At 68.2% G+C, this 21,618-nt stretch carries 20 protein-coding genes; 14 read left to right on the forward strand and 6 right to left on the reverse strand.

Annotated features, from left to right (window positions below; genetic code table 11):
• Positions 1–37 precede the first annotated feature (37 nt).
• The 4 genes from ACSZL9_RS14555 (at position 38) to ACSZL9_RS14570 (ending at position 2,877) form a co-directional block, all read left to right on the forward strand.
• The gene (locus ACSZL9_RS14555; protein WP_446666224.1) at positions 38–703 is read left to right on the forward strand and encodes a hypothetical protein; all 666 of its coding nucleotides are present in this window, start codon (positions 38–40) and stop codon (positions 701–703) included.
• Positions 704–875: 172 nt separating this feature from the next.
• On the forward strand, positions 876–1,493 hold the full coding sequence (locus ACSZL9_RS14560) for an HAD family hydrolase (protein WP_446666225.1): 618 nt from the start codon (positions 876–878) through the stop codon (positions 1,491–1,493).
• Between the two features lie 165 nt (positions 1,494–1,658).
• Positions 1,659–2,042: a cold-shock protein gene (locus ACSZL9_RS14565; RefSeq protein WP_446666226.1), complete on the forward strand. Its 384-nt coding sequence runs from the start codon at positions 1,659–1,661 to the stop codon at positions 2,040–2,042.
• 1 nt (position 2,043) lies between these two features.
• Positions 2,044–2,877 carry a DUF3027 domain-containing protein gene (locus ACSZL9_RS14570; protein ID WP_446666227.1) on the forward strand — a complete coding sequence of 278 codons (834 nt, stop codon included), beginning with the start codon at positions 2,044–2,046 and terminating at the stop codon, positions 2,875–2,877.
• Positions 2,878–3,098: 221 nt separating this feature from the next.
• On the opposite strand, the gene ACSZL9_RS14575 is transcribed toward ACSZL9_RS14570, so the two are convergent.
• From ACSZL9_RS14575 to ACSZL9_RS14585, 3 genes are read right to left on the reverse strand one after another with little or no spacing between them, the layout of a single operon-like run.
• On the reverse strand, positions 3,099–4,241 hold the full coding sequence (locus tag ACSZL9_RS14575; RefSeq protein WP_446666228.1) for a sensor histidine kinase: 1,143 nt from the start codon (positions 4,239–4,241) through the stop codon (positions 3,099–3,101).
• 1 nt (position 4,242) lies between these two features.
• Positions 4,243–4,941 (reverse strand): response regulator transcription factor, encoded by a 699-nt coding sequence (locus ACSZL9_RS14580; RefSeq protein WP_446666229.1) that lies wholly within the window; start codon positions 4,939–4,941, stop codon positions 4,243–4,245.
• 36 nt (positions 4,942–4,977) lie between these two features.
• Entirely contained in the window at positions 4,978–5,292 is a 315-nt protein-coding gene (locus tag ACSZL9_RS14585) for a hypothetical protein (RefSeq protein ID WP_446666230.1), read from the reverse strand.
• Between ACSZL9_RS14585 and ACSZL9_RS14590 the strand changes: the two genes are divergently transcribed.
• Positions 5,291–5,626, forward strand: a complete 336-nt coding sequence (locus tag ACSZL9_RS14590; protein WP_446666231.1) for a DM13 domain-containing protein — start codon at positions 5,291–5,293, stop codon at positions 5,624–5,626. The genes ACSZL9_RS14585 and ACSZL9_RS14590 overlap by 2 nt on opposite strands.
• 49 nt (positions 5,627–5,675) lie before the next feature.
• Here ACSZL9_RS14590 and ACSZL9_RS14595 read toward each other — a convergent pair whose 3' ends face one another.
• Positions 5,676–8,084, reverse strand: a complete 2,409-nt coding sequence (locus tag ACSZL9_RS14595) for a tetratricopeptide repeat protein (protein WP_446666232.1) — start codon at positions 8,082–8,084, stop codon at positions 5,676–5,678.
• Between the two features lie 145 nt (positions 8,085–8,229).
• On the opposite strand from ACSZL9_RS14595, the gene ACSZL9_RS14600 reads away from it, so the two are divergent.
• The gene (locus tag ACSZL9_RS14600) at positions 8,230–8,760 is read left to right on the forward strand and encodes a hypothetical protein (protein WP_446666233.1); all 531 of its coding nucleotides are present in this window, start codon (positions 8,230–8,232) and stop codon (positions 8,758–8,760) included.
• A gap of 73 nt (positions 8,761–8,833) precedes the next feature.
• On the opposite strand, the gene zwf is transcribed toward ACSZL9_RS14600, so the two are convergent.
• Together zwf and ACSZL9_RS14610 are read right to left on the reverse strand one after the other, a co-directional pair.
• Positions 8,834–10,276: a glucose-6-phosphate dehydrogenase gene (zwf, locus tag ACSZL9_RS14605; protein ID WP_446666234.1), complete on the reverse strand. Its 1,443-nt coding sequence runs from the start codon at positions 10,274–10,276 to the stop codon at positions 8,834–8,836.
• 167 nt (positions 10,277–10,443) lie between these two features.
• Positions 10,444–10,698 (reverse strand): DUF2530 domain-containing protein, encoded by a 255-nt coding sequence (locus ACSZL9_RS14610; protein ID WP_446666235.1) that lies wholly within the window; start codon positions 10,696–10,698, stop codon positions 10,444–10,446.
• A gap of 142 nt (positions 10,699–10,840) precedes the next feature.
• On the opposite strand from ACSZL9_RS14610, the gene ACSZL9_RS14615 reads away from it, so the two are divergent.
• The 8 genes from ACSZL9_RS14615 to ACSZL9_RS14650 all read left to right on the forward strand — a co-directional run bounded on the left by ACSZL9_RS14615 (position 10,841) and on the right by ACSZL9_RS14650 (position 21,578).
• Complete coding sequence (locus ACSZL9_RS14615; RefSeq protein WP_446666236.1) at positions 10,841–13,612, forward strand: BTAD domain-containing putative transcriptional regulator; 2,772 nt, start codon at positions 10,841–10,843, stop codon at positions 13,610–13,612.
• A gap of 111 nt (positions 13,613–13,723) precedes the next feature.
• Positions 13,724–14,563 carry a class I SAM-dependent methyltransferase gene (locus tag ACSZL9_RS14620; RefSeq protein ID WP_446666237.1) on the forward strand — a complete coding sequence of 280 codons (840 nt, stop codon included), beginning with the start codon at positions 13,724–13,726 and terminating at the stop codon, positions 14,561–14,563.
• Complete coding sequence (locus ACSZL9_RS14625) at positions 14,560–15,567, forward strand: hypothetical protein (protein ID WP_446666238.1); 1,008 nt, start codon at positions 14,560–14,562, stop codon at positions 15,565–15,567. Before ACSZL9_RS14620 ends, ACSZL9_RS14625 begins: the two co-directional genes overlap by 4 nt.
• A gap of 45 nt (positions 15,568–15,612) precedes the next feature.
• Entirely contained in the window at positions 15,613–16,233 is a 621-nt protein-coding gene (locus ACSZL9_RS14630) for a LysE family translocator (protein ID WP_446666239.1), read from the forward strand.
• Positions 16,234–16,275: 42 nt separating this feature from the next.
• Entirely contained in the window at positions 16,276–17,739 is a 1,464-nt protein-coding gene (locus tag ACSZL9_RS14635; RefSeq protein WP_446666240.1) for an NCS2 family permease, read from the forward strand.
• A gap of 147 nt (positions 17,740–17,886) precedes the next feature.
• On the forward strand, positions 17,887–19,194 hold the full coding sequence (locus tag ACSZL9_RS14640; protein WP_446666241.1) for a sensor histidine kinase: 1,308 nt from the start codon (positions 17,887–17,889) through the stop codon (positions 19,192–19,194).
• A 4-nt stretch (positions 19,195–19,198) separates the two neighbouring features.
• Positions 19,199–19,840: a response regulator gene (locus ACSZL9_RS14645; RefSeq protein ID WP_446666242.1), complete on the forward strand. Its 642-nt coding sequence runs from the start codon at positions 19,199–19,201 to the stop codon at positions 19,838–19,840.
• 223 nt (positions 19,841–20,063) lie between these two features.
• Positions 20,064–21,578, forward strand: coding sequence for a cellulase family glycosylhydrolase (locus ACSZL9_RS14650; RefSeq protein WP_446666243.1), 1,515 nt, complete (start codon positions 20,064–20,066; stop codon positions 21,576–21,578).
• The last annotated feature ends 40 nt before the right edge of the window (positions 21,579–21,618 follow it).

The following is a 21,618-nucleotide window of genomic DNA, read 5'->3' on the forward strand; positions in this document are numbered from 1 at the left end:
TGCTGACACCCATCATCGTCACCCCGGGGAGAGGACCATGCAGTTGCCCAGACGTCGCGGGCTCGTGCTGACAATTGTCGGCGCGGTGCTGATGCTCCTGATCGCGCCGGCAGCCGCCGGCATCGGGATCTGGAAGGGCGTCTCGGGTGGCATGAGCACGGTCAACGACACCGCCTGGATCGAGCCGGGCGGCACCGCTCACGTCGGCGACCACCAGGACCAGACGATCCTGGTCGAAGGTCGCTACGAGACCGGCGAACCGTTGCCGAGCTGCGACGTCAACGGCCCCGACGGGCAGCCGATCACCGTCGACCAGGGCACGGCTCGGTTGTCCATGGACTGGGGCGGCACGGCATACACCCGCGCGGGGACGTTCCAGTCGTCCGGACCCGGTGACTACGCCATCGACTGCGAGGGCCACCGGACCAAGGTGCTCACCTCACAACTGGCCAACGACATCGCGCGCCGCGTGCTCGTCCCGCTCGGCATCGGCATCGGCATCGGGGTGCTCGCCTTCCTCGCCGGGGTCGTGCTCCTCGTCGTCGGGATCATCAAGCTGGTCAACTCCGGTCGCGAACGCAATCAAGCCCGTATGGCGGCGTCGGGCGGCTGGCCCGGTCAGTACGGCCCGCCGCCGGGGTATGGCGGGCAGCAGCCACCCCACAAGCCCGGCGATCCGAACGACCCCTACCGCCGCCCGTAACCGCTGCCCGAGCTCCGCGCCGGAGCCACAACTGACCCCACACATATTTCGCCAGTGACGGCTCCCTCGGCGAGAGACGGCGTCATACCACCGTCATTCGTCGAGGAAGCCGTCACTGGCGGTGGGAAGGGTCTGAGATCTGTGGGGGACGCGCTGACATATCGTGCGGGGCGTGTATGACGCTGGGCGCCTCGTCGTCGGATTCGACCTCGACATGACACTCGTCGACTCCCGTCAGGGGATCGTCGAGTGCATGCAACGTGTGCTGGAGGCACGCGGTGTCGCCGCCACCGAGCAGGAGTTGTGGCCGCTGATCGGCGCGCCGCTGCTGGACAATCTCGCGCTCTTCCTGCCCGACGAGCAGTTGCAGGCCGCCGCTGACGACTACCGCGCCGACTACCTGGTGAGGGCGGTCGAGGTGACGGTGCCGCTGCCGGGGGCGCACGACCTGGTCGCCGCCATACACGAGTCCGGCGGCACGGTGCTGGTCGTCAGCGCCAAGAACCCTCCGGCCGTCCGCGCGGTGCTGGAACACGTCGGGATCACGCCGGACGTCGTGGTCGGCGACCTCTTCGGACCAGACAAGGCGAAACCGTTGCGTGAGTATGGCGCCACGGCATACGTCGGGGACCACAGCGGCGACATGCAGGCCGCCCAGACCGCGGGAGTCCGCGGTATCGGTGTCACGACCGGGCCGACCGATGCCGACGGGTTGCGCGCAGCGGGCGCCGACCTGATCGTCGACGACCTGCACGAGCTGGTGTCGAGGTTGGACGAGTTGTCGGAGTGACCTCGACGGCTCCCTCGGTTCGGCCACGGAACGAGTCGAACGATTCGATGGAATCGGCGCTCACGGGTTAATCTTGCGCCGCACGCTCGCGCGCTGCGCGCTGCTGCCACGAAATCCCCGCAACATCCCCGCAACAGGTCAAGCAACAAGTCAAGTAGGTGTCACGTGCCTTCCGGCAAGGTCAAGTTCTTCGACTCGGACAAGGGCTTCGGGTTCGTCTCCGGCGACGACGGGCAGGACGTCTTCCTGCCCTCCAGTGCGTTGCCCGCCGGCACCACGTCGGTCAAGAGCGGCACTCGCATCGACTACTCGGTCGCTGAGGGCCGCCGCGGCGCGCAGGCGCTCAGTGTCACCCTGCGCGACGCATCGCCGTCGCTGGCTGCGCGACACCGCAAGCCGGCCGACGACATGGCGGTCATCGTCGAGGACCTGATCAAGTTGCTGGACGACCTGGGCAACGGCTTGCGCCGTGGCCGCTACCCCGACAAGCGCCACGCGACCAAGGTCGTCACCGTGCTGCGCGCCGTCGCCGACGATCTCGAGGTCTGATATGCCGACATCCACCAAGACGTCCGTCGGCACGACGGCCAAGACTGCGAAGAAGACCGCCGCGAAGAAGACCGCGACCAAGCAGGCGGCCAAGACACCCAAGGCGCCCAAGGCCGACAAGGTGCTGCTCGAGGCGACCGATCTCGCACACGAGGCAGCGGTCGGCATCGCCGAGCCCGGCACGGTCGGCGAGCACGCCGGCGCCGTGATGTTGGGTGAGCGGCTCGCGATGCACTACTTCGAGTGCACGTCCGCCGGATACGCCGGCTGGCATTGGGCCATCTCGGTGGCGCGGGCTCCGCGGCAGAAGTTCGCGACCGTCTGCGAGACCAACCTGCTGCCGACCGACGCGGCCGTCCTCGCCCCCGACTGGGTCCCGTATGTCGAGCGCCTCGCCCCCGGCGACATCGGCGCCGGCGACGAGCGCCCCTACGTCGAGGACGACCCCTACCTCGAGGCCGGCTTCGAGGCCACCGGCGAGGAGGACGTCGACCAGGTCGCGATCTTCGAGCTGGGTCTGGGCCGCAAGCGCGTGCTGTCCGCCGAGGGCCGCGAGGCGGCCGCCCAGCGGTGGTATGACGGCGACGCCGGCCCTCGTGCCGACGTCGCACAGCAGGCCAAGGCGCACTGCTCCACCTGCGGCTTCTTCGTGCCGATGCCCGGCGTCCTGCGTCAGGTCTTCGGTGTCTGCGCCGGTGAGTGGTCACCGTCCGACGGACGGGTCGTCTCGCTCGACCACGGCTGCGGCGCACACAGCGAAACCGAAGCGCCCGCAACGCCGCCCGAGACCGTCGACGCCCCAGCGCTGGACGAGCTCGCGCTCGATTTCTCGTAACTCCTTTTTGCTCGACTCCTCCTCGTGGCTACCCGCCACGTCGGGCGAGCATGCGAGCCCGACGCGGCGGGTAGCCACGCATCGTCGTCTCGCGGGCGTCCGCTTGTCGTCGGGTGGGCTTTGTCTGGCCTGTCGTCATACATGCCACGTGACGGTGATGCGCATAACCCTCAACGGTCGCGGGTTGTGTGCGGGTATGCGCCGATTTGCGCGCATAACCCTCAACGGTCGCCCGTTGTGCGCGTGGGGAGGGTGACGCTGAGCTGGAAGCCGTCGGGCACGTGTTCGGCGCTGATCCGGCCGTCATGCGCCTCGACGATGCCGCGGGCGATCGCCAGACCCAGGCCGGCACCGACGGTGCCGGTTTCGGTCGTACGTGCGGTGTTCGCCCGCCAGCCGACGTCGAACATCCGACCCAGGTCCTCCACGGCGACACCGCTGCCGTGGTCCAGGATGCTCAGCACGAGGTGCTCGCGGTCGCCGGTGTGCGCGAAGATGAGGATCTCTGAGTTCTCGGGTGCGTGCCGCACGCCGTTGGTGAGCAGATTGCTGATCGCACGGGTGAGTTCGCGGGGGTCGGCCCACAGCAGGTGACCGGCTACTCCGTTGTGCACCAGGGAGATCCCGCGTTCGTCCGCCACCGGCCGTATGTCGGTCACAGCGTCCGAGACCAGGTCGAGCAGCACGACCAGCTCGCGCTCGATCCGCAACGTGCCGCTCTGCAGCGTGGACAGCTCGAAGAGGTCGTCGACCATCGCCGTCAGCGTGTCCACCTTGGCGCGGATCGTGCGCAGGTAAGCATCCGGGTCCGGCGCCACTCCGTCGGCCAAAGCCTCTGTCATTGCACGCATTCCGGCCAGCGGAGTGCGCAGGTCGTGTGAGATCCAGGCGAAGAACTGCCGGCGGGCCGCGTCCAGCTTGTCGATCTCGGCCCGCGACTCCGCGAGACGGGCCGATGTCTCCGCCAGCTGCGCGTCGAGGTCATTGAACTCCTTCCAGCCCGGCGCCTCCGGCTGTATGACGTCGCCGTCGCCGATCCTGCGCGCCGACTCCACGAGCGAGCCGACCGACCGGGTCACGGTCTGGTGCGTCGTCACCCACGCGGTCACGAGGCTCAGCGCAGCCGAGATGCCGACCACCCAGCACAGCACGGTCAGGTCATGGGTCGAGACGAACATCTCCACCACGACGGCGACCACCGACGCGACGATCGAGAGCACCGCGGCCGCGACGATGACGGTGACCTGGAAAGCGACGGAAGTCGTTCTGCGCCAACGCAAGAACGCCAACGCGAGGGCGGTGACCACGGCGGTGCACAGGACCGTGGTCACCGCGATCAGACCGAGCGCGGAAGTGGTGAGCACGTCAGTTGCCTCCGTATGGCGTGAAGCGGTAACCGGCGCCCCACTCGGTCCGCAGATAGACCGGGTACCGCGGCTCCGGCTCGATCTTCTCCCGCAGCCGCCGAACGTGCACGGTGACGGTGGAGGCGTCGCCGAAGGTCCATCCCCACACCTCGCCGAGGATGTCGTCGCGGGTCAACACCTTGTCGGGGTGCTGCACGCAGAACAACAGAAGCTCGTATTCCCTTGTGGTCAAGGCGATCTCGTTGTTGTCGCGCCATACGCGACGATGACCGGGGTCGATCCGGAAGGCGCCGACGGTGAAGGGTGCTCCGGGCGAGGACGGCGAATGCCGCCGCAGCTGCGCGTTCACCCGCAGCTGAAGCTCCTTCATGGAGAAGGGTTTTGCGATGTAGTCGTCCGCGCCGTGCTCCAACCCACTGATCCGGTGGTCGACCGTCCCGAGGGCGGTGAGCATGATGACCGGGATGTCGGATCGGCGCCGCACGTCGCGGCACAGGTCGTCGCCACTCACGCCCGGGAGCATCCGGTCGACGATCAGCACGTCGGGCAGATCGGTGGCGAGCGCAGCACGGGCGCGCGACCCGTCGCTGAAGGAGGACACGGCATACCCGCCTGCACGCAGATAGTCGCCGACGACGCCGCGGACCGTCGGGTCGTCCTCGACGATCATCACGCGTGGCCCACTCTTCACGATCATGACGGTACTCAACGAGCGGGAGTGCGCCGCGCTTCCTTACGGAGCTGAAACAACCGGCAAGTGTTGACGGTGCGGCTGATTCGCTGAGCGAGAACGCCAGCCGGCGCACTCCGCCGTGCTCACCCCGTCGATCCAGGGAGCAGTCATGCCTTCGAAGTTGTTCACCACCATCGGACTCAGCGCGGCAGCGGTGAGCCTTGCCGCGTGCGGGTCCAGCGGCAGCGGTGGCTCCGGCGCGTCGTCGATGCCCAGCGACATGTCGGGTATGTCGTCCGACATGTCTTCCCCGATGTCCTCCCCGATGTCCTCCCCGGTGTCGTCCGGCATGTCCTCCGAGATGTCGTCCGGCATGTCATCGTCCGCCGCCGCGATGGCCGACTCCATGGGCCACGGCACGTTCCACGGGCTCAACGGCAAGCAGGTGAAGGGCAAGGTCACCGTCGGCGGGCATGCCGTCAAGCTCACCGGCTTCTCCTCCGACGAGGGCCCGGACCTGCATCTCTACCTGACCAACGGCACCGACGAGGCAGCCGTCAGCAAGGGCACCGAGCTCGGCAAGGTCGGCTTCGACAAGGCGACCCAGACCTTCGACCTCGAGGACGCGATGGTCTCGCACTTCACCGACGTGGTCGTGCACTGCGACAAGGCGAAGACGGTGTTCGGAGCGGCTACCCTGTCGTCGTGACGTGTGCCGGCGCCGCCGACAGTTCACCGGAGACTGTCGCCGGCGTGTCTCAAGCGCCTTCGCCGAGTCCCTCACCGGCACGCTGCATTTCGAGCTCCTCGCCGATCTCGGTGGCGATCTCCAGCGCCTCTGTGAAGTAGTCCCGAGCCGACGGGTCACCGGCGGCTGCGAGCAGCTCGGCGTGGTTGTTGAGGACTGCAGCGAGCGTGTCCGGGGCGTCGGCGGCGCGTGCGAGGGCCACCGCTTCCCGGCTCACCCGATCGGCCTCGGCGCTTCGCCCGCAGCCGGAGAGAGCGATCGCCAGGTTGGTCGTCGCATAGATCTCGACGATCTCGTCGCCGAGCTCGCGCGACATCCGCAGTGCCTTGCGGGCAGCGACCTCTGCCTCGTCGAATTTGCCCTCCGTGCACAGCAGCTCGGACATGTTGCTGATCGCGGTCAGCTCGCGTCCGGCCCACCCGTGTGCGACGGCGAGATCCAGGGACCGCTGCAGGCACTCGACGGCGCCGGCGTGGTCACCGCTGCGGCTGAGTGCGACCGCGAGGTTGCCCAGCCCGACGCTGAGGCGATCGGCGTTCTCGGCGGTCGGCGGCTGCTCTTCGTAGAAGTCGACGATCCGGCGCAGCAGCGGCAGCGCCTCGTCATACCGGCCGGTCAGGGTGGCGATGATCGCCGAGCCGTTCAGTGCGGCGACTTCACCACGGGGATCGCCGAGGTCGCGGTAAAGCTGCGCGGATCGCTCGAGTTGCGGTGCGGCGTCGGCAAATCGGGCGGCGCGGATCATCGTCAGCCCCAGCAGGCGGCAGGTCAGCGCGATGGAACGGTCGTCGGCTAGCGACGCGGCGGCCTGGACGGCCGTGCGATGCATCGACGTGGTCAGGTCGAGGTCGGCGCGTTCCCACAGTGGCCACGAGGCGACCGCCGCGAGGCGGACAGCACCGGCCGGCTCACCAGTGGCCGCCCAGGCGACGGCACCGGCAATGTTGTGCAGCTCGCGATCGAACCAGGCGCGCGCCTCGTCGGCAGCCATGGGTGTCACCCGGTTCTGCAGCCAGTGCCAGTCGGCGACAGCGTGTGGGGTGAGAGTCGCCACTGCCCTGGTGCAGGTGTCCAGGTAGTCGGTCAGCACGCGGTGCATCGCCGTGCGCCGCACGCTCGGGCTGAGCTCCGCGATGGCGTGCCGGTCGCCGAACGCGCGCACCAGATCGTGCATCGCCCAGCGCTCCGGACCGGCCTCGCGCACCAGATGATGTGACGCCAGACCGGCGAGCAGACGCCCAGCGACGACACCATCGGTGCCGAGCATCGCGGCCGCCGCAGCGGTCGAGAAGTCTGTGCCCGGATGCAGCGCCGAGAGCAGGAAGCCGCGACGCGGGTCGGCATCGAGAGCATCGAGCTCGATGGCCAAGGCGCCTTCGATGTCGGCGTCCAGGTGCAGCAGGTCCAGTCGCTCGCGGTAGGCCGTGACGTGTTCGTCCAGACTCCAATCCTGGTGAGTGCGAATGCGATTGGCGATAATGGTCAGGGCGAGAGGGATGCCGCCGGCGAGGGACGCGAGCTCGGCGAGGGGCGGAGCGTCCGAGGCTGCTGCGGTGCGGCCGGTCAACGCGGCGAGCAGGTCAGCGGCGGCGACGTCATCGAGCTCGGCGACGGTGATGTGCTCGACGTCCGGCAGGCTGAGCGAATGTCGTGAGGTGACAATGACTCTCGCGTCCTGCATCGCTTCGGCCGGTGGCATCAGCGGCAGCAGTTGCTCCGCGGACGCGGCGTTGTCGAGCACGACGACCGCCGCATGGTCGGCGAGCGCGCTCACGAACTGGGCGTGCAGGTCGCCGCCGGAAGCCTCCACCCCGAGGGCTCGCAGGAAGCCGTGCAGCACAGCCCGCGGATCGGCCGGGTCGGATGCTGCACCGAGCAGGTCGGCGTAGAGGCCGACCTGCACCGTGCCCGAGCGCAGCAGCTCGTGGGCGACAGTCAGCGCGAGGGCCGACTTGCCGCTGCCGGGCATCCCGTCGACCAGGACCGCTCGTCGGGTCCCGAGCATGGTGGCCACCTGGCCCTCGCGCCCCACGAAGGGGTCGGGCGCCGGCGGCAGTGTCACGTCCGCGGGCACGGATCGCAGCGAAGTGGCGGGCGACATCGCGCGCCGAGTGGCGTTGCGCCATACGACTGCTTGCCGGTCGGATGCTCCCAGTGCCCGGGCGATTTCGACGACCAGATCGACGTCGATGCGACGGCGACCGGCGCGGAAGCAGTCGTAGACGGTCACGCGGCCGATGGCGGCCTCCGCTGCGGGCACCCCGCGCGCCAGCCGTGCGGCGCGCACCCGGGAGGCGAGCTGGCCGTATGACGGCAGGCCGGCCCACTCGCGCAGCCGGCCGAGCGAGTCGGCGATGTCGTCGAGTGAGGTGACGACGTCGGGTTGCGGCGCGGTCTCGGACGCGGATTCCTCGCTCATGGGTCATCAGCCCGATCTGTTCGGAATTGTTCGGGAAGGGTGACGGGTTGCCTCCCTGGACAGATGCTAATGATTCGGGCCCAGGGAGCGGGTCCGTTCGGTCAGTCCGGGCCGTTTTCCGTCCGCCAGCATCCAAGGGGAATCAATGTCTGTTGTGTCTCGCCGCCAGCTCGCGAAAGGTGCCGCCTGGTCGGTGCCGGTGGTCGCCGTCGCAGTCGCGGCGCCCGCCGCCTCGGCATCACCGGCCTCCTTCGACCTGGCGGTGGCCGGTGGCTGCCTGCCGACCGGCGACATGTTCGGTTCGGTCTTCGCCTATTTCGAGCTCACCGCGACCAGCTCGGTGCCGGTCCCTGCGGGCCGCAATTTCGTTCTGCAGCAGACGATTCCGGGACGCGCCAGCAACCTCACCGTCGGCTCGATCATGACCGACCTGAATGGCGGCACCGACGGCATCGCCAACGTGAGCGTGTCCGCGGATGCGTCGCAGGCGACCTTCGTCACGACACGGGACATCACCGCGGCAGGCTCGATGCGCATATACGTCTACAAGATCCTCGGGACCCAGGGGGAGAGCACGGCTCTCGCGATGGCCGGAGACGACGCGAACACCGCGAACAACGCGGCTGCCGTCGTGCGAACGTTCGAAGATCCCGACGCGGTCTGTTATCTGAGTTGACCCCGGGTGCAAGGCTGCGGCCCCACGGACGTGTCCGTGGGGCCGCAGCCTTGGTGGGTGACGGCGTCTGGAGTCAGGCGGTCGGCTCACGCCACTTGCGCTCGAAGGGCAGCCGCCACGCGTTCGGTGCGACGAGCTGGTGGATCTGGTTCGGACCCCACGACCCCGGAGCGTAGGGGCGGACAGGGGGCGGGTTGTCGATCAGCGGCTGGCTGATCTCCCACAGGCGCTCGATGCCGTCGGCCGTCGTGAACAGCGTGCGTTCGCCGCGGACCGCGTCGTAGATGAGTCGCTCGTAGGCCTCCAGCACCGACCCTGCCCAGTCGGTGTCCTGCACGGCGAACTGCATCGACACCTTGTCCAGCCGGAAACCCGGTCCGGGTCGTTTTCCATAGAACGACAACGAGACTCGCGCCTCGTCGGCCAGGTCGAAGGTCAGGTGGTCCGGACCCTGCTGGCCCACGCCGGACCCGGTCGGGAACATCGACTTGGGCGGCTCCTTGAACGCGATCGAGATGATCCGCTGACCCTCGGCGAGCTTCTTGCCGGTGCGCAGGTAGAACGGCACACCCGCCCAGCGCCAGTTGTCGATCTCGCACCGCAGCGCGACGAAGGTCTCGGTCTCGGACTCGGCGCCGACGCCCTTCTCGTCGCGGTAGCCCTGGTATTGCCCGCGCACGACGTTGCCCGGATCAAGCGGCAGCATCGACCGGAAGACCTTGTTCTTCTCCTCGGTGATCGACTCCGGCAGCAACGAGGTCGGCGGCTCCATCGCGGTGAACGCCAGCACCTGGAACAAGTGGGTGACGACCATGTCGCGGTAGGCGCCGGTGCCCTCGTAGAACCCGGCACGGCCCTCGAGGCCGAGGACCTCCGGCACGTCGATCTGCACGTGGTCGATGAAGTTGCGGTGCCAGATCGGCTCGAAGAGTCCGTTGGCGAAGCGGAAGGCCAGGATGTTCAGCGCCGCTTCCTTCCCCAGGAAGTGGTCGATCCGATAGACCTGCTCCTCGTCGAACACCTCGTGCACGGCGGCGTTCAGCTTCTTCGCGCTCGGCAGGTCGGTGCCGAACGGCTTCTCCATGATGACCCGCGAGTCCGTGACCAGGTCGGCCGCCTCGAGGGTCTGTATGACGTCGAGCGCGGCCTTCGGCGGCACGCTCAGGTAGTGCAGGCGCTGGATCGGCGGCTCCATCTCCTGCTCCGCCTCGGTGACGACGTTGCGCAGCGCCGCGGGCCCGGCCGAACCGGGCACGTAATAGAGACGCTTGGCGAACGCCTCCCAGACCTTGCCGTCCGTGGCGTGCTTGCCGAACTCATCGATGGCCTTCTTGGCGAACTCCACGAACTCCTCGCGGCTCATGTCCTCCAGTGAGGTGCCGATCACCCGCAGGTCGGCCAACAGGTGGGTGTCGAAGAGATGGAAGAGCCCCGGGAGCAGCTTGCGGCGAGAGAGGTCGCCGGTCGCGCCGAAGAGGACGAAGGTTGTCGAATCCTGCAAGCCATCTGCCGTCATACCCCCAGCTTCTCCCTTTTGCGGTCATTGTGGGAAGTCGGGGAGGCGGTTGAGCCTGTCGAAACCCCGGACAAGGCGGTTGAGCCTGTCGAAACCTGAGTAAGGCGGTTGAGCTTGTCGAAACCCCGCGAAGGTGGTTGAGCCTGTCGAAACCCCAGGCCAGCTGGTCACGCAGCGCTGGCGTTGCCGCGTCCGCGCCGGATGTACGCCCACCCGATGCCGCCGAGCACCGCACCGGCGACGCACGTCCACGGCCACCAGTCCCGGCCGTCCTCGTGCAGCGCAGGTATGACGAGGGTCAGCACCAACGCGACGACCCACAGGGCGATGCCGATCTCCAGCACTCGCAGCACGTCCACCTTGACCGGCAGCAGGTCGTCGGCGGAGGCCTCGGTCGGCTCCTCGGCGGTCGGGTCGTCCACAGCAGGCAGCCTATGGCACCGCGCGAGCGGCACTGCCTGCCGCTCCGACACGTCGCGGGAATGTCGTAGGGATTCGGCGCCGGAAGGAGGTCATCGGCTCATCGACGCCGAAGACGCATCCGGCCGGATAGGCTTGATTCCCATGTGGTTCGGGGTGTTGGGCCCACTGCAGGTCCATGACGACGGAGGCGCCCCGGTGGCACTGCCGGCGGCCAAGCCGGTGCGCCTGCTCGCCATACTCCTGGCCGCGGAGCGGCACGAGATGTCGGTCGACCGTCTGATCGAGGTGCTGTGGTCCGGTCGCCCGCCGCAGTCGGCGCGGTCCAATCTGCAGGTCTACGTCCACCGGTTGCGTCGCATGCTCGGCGACGGCCGGCTGGCGCACGGCGAGGGCAGGTATCGATTACTGGTGCAGCCGCACGAGATCGACTCCGGCCGCTTCGAGGCGATGATCGCGGGTGACGAGCCGCGTGACGCGCTGGTGTTGTGGCGTGGTGAGGCGTATGCCGGCATGACAGATCTGGAGGTGGTGCGCGAGGAGGCGGACCGACTCGCGGAGCTGCGCCTGGGAGCGCTGGAAGCTCGCATCGACGACGATCTCGCACGCGGATTGCACACGCGACTGGTCCCGGAGCTGCGGCAGTTGACCACACGGCATCCGTTGCGGGAGCGCTTCGTCGAGCAGCAGATGCTCGCGCTGCACCGGTCCGGGCGGGTCACCGAGGCGTTGGACACCTACCGCGACCTGCGGTCCCGGCTGGTCGACGACGTCGGTGTCGAGCCGGGCCAGGCCGTGCAGGAGCTGCAACAGCGCATCCTGGCCGAGGACCCCGAGCTGCACCTCCCGACGGTGCCGGAGCAGGACGGCAACGCCCGGCCGGTCCCGGCCGAACTGCCGCCTGCCGACAACAGTTTCACCGGTCGGACCGGGGACCTGGACGCGATCGGGAAGGACCTGGCGGGGGCGCGCGGCCGGGCGGTGCCGATCGTCGCGCTCGCCGGTGCGGGAGGTGTCGGCAAGTCCGCGCTCGCGGTGCAGGCGGCGCACAACGTCGCGTCGGAGTTCCCCGACGGACAGCTCTATCTCAACCTGCGCGGTGCCACTCCGGGTGAGCGACCGCTCGGTGTCTGGGAGGCGCTGGACCGGTTGCTGCGCTCGCTGGGCGACGCGGACTTCGAGACACCCCGCGACGTCGCTGAGGCGTCGACGCGGTTGCGGACATTGACGGCCGGGCGGCGTCTGCTGGTCGTGCTGGACGACGCGGTGGACGAGACGCAGGTGCGCGCGCTGCTGCCGGGCGGCACCCAGTCCGCCGCGCTGGTCACCAGCCGCACCGTGCTCACCGGGCTGGACGGCACGATCAGCCACCAGCTGGGTGCACTCACGCAGCCGGACTCGGTCACCCTGCTCGCTCGGGTGGCGGGGGCTGCGCGGATCGCCGCCGAGCCTGCCGCGGCGGACCGGCTCGCCGAGCTGTGCGACTGCCTCCCGCTGGCCTTGCGGATCGCGGGCGGGAAACTCGTCCGTCGGCCGCACTGGTCGGTGAGCGATCTCGTGCGTCGTATGTCGGACGAGCAACGCCGCCTGGACGAACTCGAGGTGCCCGACCGTGCCGTGCGCACCAGCTTCGAGGTCAGCTACGCCGACATACAACCCAAACCGGCGCGGCTCTTCCGGCTGCTCGGACTGCTGCCCGGCCCGGACGCCGGGGTGTCGGTCGCGGCGGTGCTGGCGGACTGCACCGAGCGCGAGGCGGAGGTCACCCTCGATCAGCTCGTCGACGCGCAGCTGGCCGAGTCACGCACACCCGGGCGCTACCGGTTGCACGACCTGTTGCGGTTGTTCGCCCGGGAGGAGGCCGAGAAGAGTGAACCCGAGGAGGTCAGGGACGAGGCGGTCCGCCGCGCGTTGGAGTGGTATCTGGGGACCGGCCTGAGCGCGGAGCTGCACCAGTCGCCGGAGAGCTGGCGGTGGCAGTTCGCGCCACCCGGGCTGGAGAACACCGGTCGCCGGCTGACCGATGACAAAGAGGTCGGGGAGTGGCTGTCGGTCGAGATCGGCAACCTGCTCGCGTCGGCACGGCGGGCCGCGACGATGCCCGACGACGGACCGCACCTCGCGGCGGCATTCGCGGCCGTACTGTTCTCACCGCTCAACACGCGTGGCCGGTGGTACGAGTTGCGGGCGCTGGTCACCGCCGGCTTGGAAGCGTTGGGTGAGGACGACGAGAGCGATCACCGGGCGTTGCTGGAAAACGACCTGGGCTGGATCAACGCGCTGTTGGGCAGTCCCGCGCAGGCTATTCCGCACCTGGAGCGGGCGCTCGCGCACTGGCGGAAGGTCCGCGGCCGACGCGGCGAGGCGACCACCCTGCGGGTCATCGCTCGTGCACTGGCCGGCGTCGGCCGGACCGGCGAGAGCATCGAATATGCCCGCAGCGCGCTGGAGATCTTCCGGGAGTTGGACGTGCTCGAGGGGCAGGTGGACTGCCTGATCGCGATCGGGCTGCAGTCCGCGGTGCAGGGTGACCTGGCCGGTGCGATCGCTGCCCATGACGAGGGCATCGCGCTCGCGGAGCGGCACGGCGACGAGTGGCACGCCGGGGTCCTGGTCGGCAATGTTGCGGACCTGCACCGTCGCTCCGGTGACCTGGACACGGCGGTCGCGCAGTTCGAGCGGGCGCTGCGGATGGATCACGACTCCGGCAACGCCGGCACCTACTTCGAGGCCGAGCACCTGTGGGGACTCGGGCGGGCACGACACGAGCAGGGCGACGAGAAGACCGCCCGCACCTGCTGGGACAAGTCGGCCAAGATCCTGCGCGAGCTCGGCCTGATCGGCAGCGAGGAGTTCGACCTCCTGCTCGCCGAACCCGTCCCGGACGCCCCGGACGTCATCGCACGCCAGCTCTGAGCAGGTCGCCTGCGGGGCGCTGTCGCGGCGATATGGCGGCGATGAACCAGCGATAAAGCGCTCGCGGTCAGGATCCTTCGGTCAGTAGGACATACCGAGGGGGACTCACCCATGACCGCGAACACCTGCACGACCGGGAACGACACCTGCACGGCCGAATACGTCTTCGACAGCCCGTCGCACGCCGGCCGCGCACAGTTGGGGCACCTACAGACGCTGCTCGACCCCGTCACGACGGGGTTCCTCGCCGACGTCGGTGTCTGGCCGGGCATGCGCTGCCTCGACCTCGGCTCGGGCAACGGCTCGATCGCCGGCTGGCTGTCGGACCGGGTCGGACCGGCCGGTGAAGTCATCGCCGTCGACCTCGAGACCGACCAGCTCGACGTGCCGCCACAGGTCGAGGTGCACCGGCACGACATACGCGACGGGCTGCCTGTCGCGGGCGGCTTCGACCTGATCCATGCGCGCCTGGTGCTGATGCACCTGAGTGAGCGGGAGCAGGTGCTCGCCGAGTTGATCGACGCGCTCGCACCGGGCGGCTGGCTGGTGCTCGGCGAGACTCCCACGCCGCCTCAGGAGGCCCTGGCAGCGCCGTCCGCCGACGATGCGGCGCTCGCCGACCGGGTCATCGCCGCGGGCACCCGTGCCGTGCAGGCCGCGGGCGTCTCGCCGTCGTGGGCCTACGAGGTCGAGCACCATTTCGCCGGGGCCGGGCTGACGGGCATCCGTGGCTCCGTGCACGCACCGATGATCACCGGCGGCGACGCCGGGGCGCTGCTGATGAGCACGTATGTCGCACAAGTGACACCCCTGCTGCTCGCAGAGGGACTCAGCGAGGACGAGATCGCTCGCTACCACGCGCTGATGCAGGACCCGCGCTTCCGGGCGTGGCCGTTCCTGCAGCTCGTCACGACAGCCGGACGCAAGCCGCTCGAGGAGGGGCAGCGATGACGCGTCGGCGGATGTTCGCGATGGTCGCCGGTGTCGTGCTGGCGCTCGCCGTCGTGCTGCCCACCTCGGCGAGCGCGAGCGTGCAGGCGAGGCCGAGTGGCGCGCAGAAGGTCGCAATGTGCTTGTCGCACAAGGCTTTCCCCGGAGCAGAGCGCACCATCCATGTGCCGGAGTTCGTCGTCGGGCTGTTGCTGCGGACGACCGCGTCATACCGCGGACCGTGTGCGACGTATGGCGATTCGGCGCTTCGCGGCGACGGCCGCCTGACGGCATACACCCAGCAGGAGCACGGCAAGCCGCACGCCATCGGCGTGACCCTGACCGACCCGACCCTGGACGGGCTGCCACACGAGCCGCCGACCGACGGCAAGTGGTGCTTCGACAAGGACGGTGACGGGAACGTAGACCTGATGACCGAGTGCGCCAACGGCTACGGCAACATCCTGCAGCTCGGTGCGACGGCGGGCACTCCGTTCAGCTACCTGATGGTCGACTGGAACCCGCACGGACACGGTCCGTCGGGCGTCTACGACCTGCCGCACTTCGACGTGCACTTCTACCAGCAGCCCGACGCGCAGCGGCGCGCCATCCGGCCGGGGCCGTGCCCCGAGTTGGTGAACTGCGAGGACTTCCAGCTCGGCAAGAAGCTGCCTGCGGCGAAATACCGGAATCCCGACTTCGCGGATCTGGACGCCCAGTCACCCGGGATGGGCAACCACCTGATCGACCGCAGCGGGCCGGAGTTCCACGGCAAGCGCTTCACGCACACCTTCATCTACGGCAGCTGGAACAAGCACATCAGCTTCTACGAGCCGATGGTCACCCGGGAGTTCCTGCAGGGTCTGCAGACCGGGTCCCGCGCCGACACGTGTGCGCCGATCAAGCAGCCGGAGGCTTTCGAGAAGTCCGGCTGGTATCCGACGAAATATTGCATGCGCCACCGCGCCAACCGCGGTGAATTGACCGTCTCGGTGGAGGGTTTCGTCCATCGAGCGGCCGGGTGAGCAGCACCGGCACCAGGGGTGTCGTAGCACAGGGGGAGTGCTGAAATGCCGACGAGCAACACGATGATGACGTTCATGGGGGCAACGCTCGCAGTGTTGTTGGTCCCCGGTCCGTCCGTCGCCTACGTGATGTCACGCAGCATCGCGCAGGGGCGGTCGGCCGGCCTGGTGTCGATGCTCGGCCTGGAAACGGGTGCGATGCTGCACGTGTGCGCCGCCGCGGCGGGAGTGGCCGCGCTGGTTGCAGCATCGCACCCGATCTACGCAGCGCTGCGGTATGGCGGCGCGGCATACCTGATCTATCTCGGAGTCCGCGAGCTGCGGGCCGCCGCGGAGACCGAGGCGGTGGCTGCCACCACACGCGCCAGCAGGTCCCGGCTTTATCGCGATGGCGTGCTGGTCGACCTGCTCAATCCGAAGTCGGCACTCTTCTTCGTGGCGTTCCTGCCGCAATTCGTCGATCCGGTGCAGGGACCGGCATCAGGGCAGGTCATCGCACTGGGGTGTTGCTTCGTGGTGATGGCCGCCGTCTGCGACAGCAGCTACGCATTGATCGCGGGATCTCTCGGTCGACGGCTGCGGGAGTCGGCGCGGGCCCAACGCATCATGCCGCGTGCGACGGGTTGCATCTACATCGGTCTCGGCGGGCTCGCCTGCTTTGCGTAACTGGCTGTCCGGGCGGGCGGCGTTGCCTTTACTCTTCTGCCCATGAGTGCACCCGCAGTCGCGCCGAACGCGCTGGACCGCTACTTCAAGATCACCGAGCGGGGCTCGACGCTCGGTCGCGAGATCCGCGGTGGACTGGTCACCTTCTTCGCGATGGCCTACATCATCGTCCTCAACCCGCTGATCATCGGCACGGTCAAGGACGACGGCGGGCACGGGTCGTTCCTCGGTGGCGGGTCGGACCCGCAGCTGGCCAAGGTCGCTGCGGCGACCTCACTGGTCGCGGGTGTGATGACGATCCTGATGGGCGCGATCGCCAACTACCCGATGGCGATCGCAACAGGCCTGGGGCTCAACGCTTTTGTGACGTTCTCGATCGCGGCGCTGCCCGACATGACGTGGGCCGACGCGATGGGTCTGGTCGTGCTCGAAGGCATCGTGATGCTCGTGCTGGTGCTCTCCGGCTTCCGGGTCGCGGCGTTCAAGGCACTGCCGCCGCCGATGAAGACGGCGATCAGCGTCGGCATCGGCCTGTTCATCACGTTCGTGGCGTTCTTCGACTCCGGCTTCATCCGGGCAGGAGCCGGCACACCGGTCGAGTTGGGCGTCAATGGCAGGCTCGACGGCTGGCCACTACTCGTCTTCTGCGTGGGGCTGATCCTGGTGATCGGGCTCTACGTGCGAAAGCTCAAGGGCGCCATACTCATTGCGATCCTGAGCACCACAGTGCTCGCCGTGATCGTGCAGGCGATCGGGCACCAGGGTGCGCAGAGCGACAAGAACCCGACCGGCTGGGGGCTGAACGTCCCCAAGATCCCGTCGGACTGGGTCGCGACTCCCGACTTCGGATTGCTCGGTGAATTCAGCCTTTTCGGCTCGTTCGGCAAGATCAGCGTCATCACCGCGCTGTTGCTGATCTTCTCGCTGGTGCTCGCCGACTTCTTCGACACGATGGGCACCATGGTCGCCATCGGCAGCAAGGGCGACCTGCTGGACGAGACCGGCACACCCGTCGACGCACAGACGATCCTCGTCGTCGACTCCGTCGCCGCGGCTGCCGGCGGTGCCGCATCAGTTAGTTCGGCCACCGGCTACATCGAGTCGTCCGCCGGTGTCAGCGAAGGCGCCCGCACCGGGTTCTCTGCGATCGTGACCGGCGCGCTCTTCCTGCTGGCGACCTTCCTGGCGCCGGTCGTCGAGGTCGTCCCCTACGAGGCGGCGACGCCCGCGCTGGTGCTGGTCGGCTTCCTGATGATGCAGCAGGTCGGTGGGATCGACTGGCACGACTGGGACATCGCCATCCCGGCGTTCCTGATCATCGTGCTGATGCCGTTCTCCTACTCGATCACTGTGGGCATCGGCGCCGGCTGCATCGCGTTCGTCGTGGTGAAGCTGGCCCGCGGTCGGGTCAAGCAGGTGCCGCCGCTGATGTGGCTGATCGCCGGGCTCTTCGTGATCTATTTCGCGATCGCTCCGGTGCAGGACATCCTCGACAAGATCTTCTGACTCCAGGCTGATCGAGTGCCCGGCGGCGGAGCACGCTGGTCGAGTCCTCCACCCACTGCTCGATCAGCTTGGTGTATGGCTAGCCCGACATACCTTTGGCCGGTCCGCGGGATGGGCGGAAATACACGCGATCCATAGCGTTGCGGCATGGCATATTCACTGTTCATGACCGACGGAGTGGACACCGGTGTGCAGCCTGCCGGGCAGCCAGGCAACGGCTGGCCGGTGCGCGTGGCACGGCGCACACTGACCAGCACGCTCTACCTGCTGGTGGCGTGGCCATTCCAATTGTCAGTCTTCGTCCTGAGCGTGACGTTGGTCTCGACAGCTACCTCGATCCTGTTGGCACCGTTGGCAATTCCGCTCGTCATCGGTCTGGCGAGCAAGGCCTCCGCGCTCGAACGCCGGATGGTGACCAACTGGGTCGGGCTCGAGGCTCCGCCCGTGCGTCGGCTGGTGCGGGAGCAGGGCGAGCCCTTCATGGACTACGTGGTGCGAGTCGTCCGCGACCCGAACGTGTGGTTGGAGGTCGTGTGGACCCTGGTCGCATCGTTGGTTTCGACCATCACCTGGGTGCTGACGATCACCTGGTGGAGCATCGCCGTCGCCGGGGTCACCTGGCCGGCATACGGCTGGATCATTCACGGCCACGGGGACAACCAGGATCTGGCGGACCTGATGGGTCTGCACTCCTACCTTGCGGCAGCTGTCATCTATGGCGGCATCGGGCTGCTCTTCCTGCTCTCGGCGCCGCTGGCGATGAACGGTCTGGCTCGCGGACAAGGGCTGGTGTCGACGGCGCTGCTGCAACGCGAGCAACAGGAGGCGAAGATCGCCGAGCTGACCCAGACCCGGGACGCCGCACGGGTCGCCGAGTCGGCGCAGCTGTCGCGGTTGGAGCGGGACATCCACGACGGTCCGCAGCAGCGGCTGGTCCGGCTCAAGATGGACCTGGCTCGGATGGAGCGCCAGGTCGGCGACGACTCGCACGCCATCCTCGGGCTGCGCGCGGCGATCGCCTCGACCCAGGACACGTTGGAGGAGTTGCGTGCACTCTCCAAGGGCATCGCGCCCCCGGTGCTGGCCGACCGCGGTCTGGTCGCGGCGGTGCGTGAGGCAGCAGGACGCGCGACGATCCCGATCACCGTGGAGGCGGACCTGCGCGAAGCGATCCTGCCGCCGCACATCGAGCAAGCGGCATACTTCGTGGTGTCCGAGGCACTGACCAATGTCGCCAAGCACAGCGCTGCCCGCAGCGGACTGGTTTCGTTGCAGATCAACGGTTTTGAGTTGACGGCCTCGGTGACCGATGATGGCCAGGGCGGGGCGCACCTGTCGAAGGGCAGTGGCTTGGTCGGGCTGCAGAGCCGGGTGCGGTCGGTCGGCGGCACCCTCACGGTCGACTCACCGGTCGGCGGACCGACCACGGTGCAGGCCGCCTTTCCTCTAGCCTGACGACGTGCGAATTGTGCTGGCCGACGACTCGACGCTGTTGCGCGAGGGCGTGCAGCTCATCCTCTCCGACGCCGGGCACCAGGTGGTGGCCGGCGTCGGCGACGGCGACGCGCTGGTCGAAGCGGCGCTTCGGGAGCGTCCCGAGCTGGTCATCACCGACGTGCGGATGCCACCGAGCGGCACCGACGAAGGCTTGCGTGCGGCGGTGCGGATCCGTGCGGAGTGGCCGGCGGCGCCGATCCTGGTGCTGTCGCAATACGTCGTCGAGGCGTATGTCGACGAGCTCCTCGCCGCCGGAGCCGGCTCCATCGGCTACCTACTGAAGGACCGGGTCGGCGACATCGACGAGTTCCTCGCCGCGGTGGAGTCGGTGGCCGACGGCGGCACCGCGCTGGACCCGCAGGTGATCTCCCAGCTGATGACGAGGCGCCGGGATCCGTTGGCGTCATTGACTCCTCGCGAGCGAGAGGTGCTTGCGTTGATGGCGCAGGGCATGTCCAACACCGCGATCGCAGGGAGGCTCGTCGTCACTTCCGGCGCGGTGGAGAAGCACACCCAGCGCATCTTCGCCAAGCTGCAGCTGTCGCCCGAGGACACCGCCGGTCACCGGCGGGTGCTCGCGGTCCTGGCGTTCCTGCGCGGCTGACCGGCATACCTAACCTTCGACGGTCGAAGGTTAGGACGCAGTTCTGGCGTGATTTCGGCCCGAACCTTCGACGGTCGAAGGTTAGGACGCAGTTCTGGGGTGATTCCGGCCCGAACCTTCGACGGTCGAGGGTTGCGGAAGTCGTTGGGCCGCTGAGCCCCATCCCCGCCTCACATTCGCTAACGTCGACAAAGTTGGTCGATCGTTCAACTTGGAGGATGCGATGCGGCATACAGCAAGTGGCGTGGTGGCGGCAGTAGCCTTCGGAACCCTGGCGCTGGCCCCTGCGGCGGCAGCGGGCCCGGTGCACGGCCACGCGGGAACGCTCGCGGACATGACCGCGAACATGACTACGAAAGCTGCGCAGCGGGTCGGGCATTCGGGGCGGTGGATCACCGACGACGCCGGTCGCGTCGTGCTCCCGGTCGGGATCAACCTGATGAACAAGCAGGCGCCCTACACCGTCGAGGCGCTCGGATTCGACGACGACGATGCGGCATTCCTGCGCGAGCACGGCTTCACGTCGGTGCGCCTCGGCATCTTCTGGAAGGCTGTCGAGCCGCAGCCCGGTGTGTATGACGACGCCTACCTGCGCTCGATCCGTCGGACCGTCAATCTGCTGCAATCACACGGCATCAGCACGCTGCTCGACATGCACCAGGACATGGCGAACGAGAAGTTCCAGGGTGAGGGGTTCCCGGACTGGGCGATCCAGACCGACGGCTGGCCGAACATCATCAAGGTCGGCTTCCCGGGCAACCAGTTCGTCAACGTCGCGTTGCAGCACGCCTACGACAACTTCCACCGCAATGCTCCGGGGCCGGGCGGCGTCGGGCTCGCCGACCGGTATGCCGCGATGTGGGCACATGTCGCCAAGACCTTCCGGAGCACGCCGGGCATCATCGGCCTGGACCTCTACAACGAGCCTTGGCCGGGGACTTCCTGGCTGGGATGCCTCACCTCGTGCACCCGGCCGGATGCCGACCTGTCGGCGCTGCAGCAGAAGTCGGTGAACGCCATCCGAGCGGTCGATCCCGCGACCGCCGTTTATTACGAACCATTTTCGACGTTCAACACCGGAGCCGACACGAGCGTGCAGGTCGACGGCAGCAATGTCGGCCTCTCCTTCCACGACTACTGCACCGGGCAGGCGATCTTCAAGACGTATGGCGCCTGCGGCGTCGCGGACAACAAGGTCTTCGGCAACGCCGAGCGGCAGATCGGCACCTACAACCAGACCGGGTTGCTCACGGAGTTCGGTGCGACCCAGGACGCGACGACACTGCGTGCGCAGACCGACCTGGCGATGCACCACCGATTCGGTTGGTACTTCTGGTCATACAGCGGTCTGAACGATGTGACCACCAGCGGCCCGGGTGAGGAGGAGGCCGTGGTCCTCGACCCCCGGAAGCGCCCGACGGGTGGCAACGTGGACTGGGCGAAGCTCGACAACATCGAGGTCATGCACCCGAACACCGTTGCGGGCACACCGAATTCATACTCCTACGACCGTGAGTCGAAGGTGTTCACGATGAAGTACACCGCGGGCCGTGTCGCCGGCGGCACCTTCGACAGCGGCTCCGTCACGACGATCGACGTGCCGTCCCTGACTCGGATGGCCGGCTATCGCGTCGAGGTCACGGGTGCGCACGTGACCTCCGGCACGAACGCACCGCAGCTGACCCTGGCGCTCGACCGGGGTGCGACCTCGGTGAGTGTCACGGTCCACGGCTCGTAGCCGCGACCGGGCCGGCGAAACACCAGTCCCGGCAACAGGT

This window comes from Flexivirga sp. B27 (assembly GCF_052905685.1).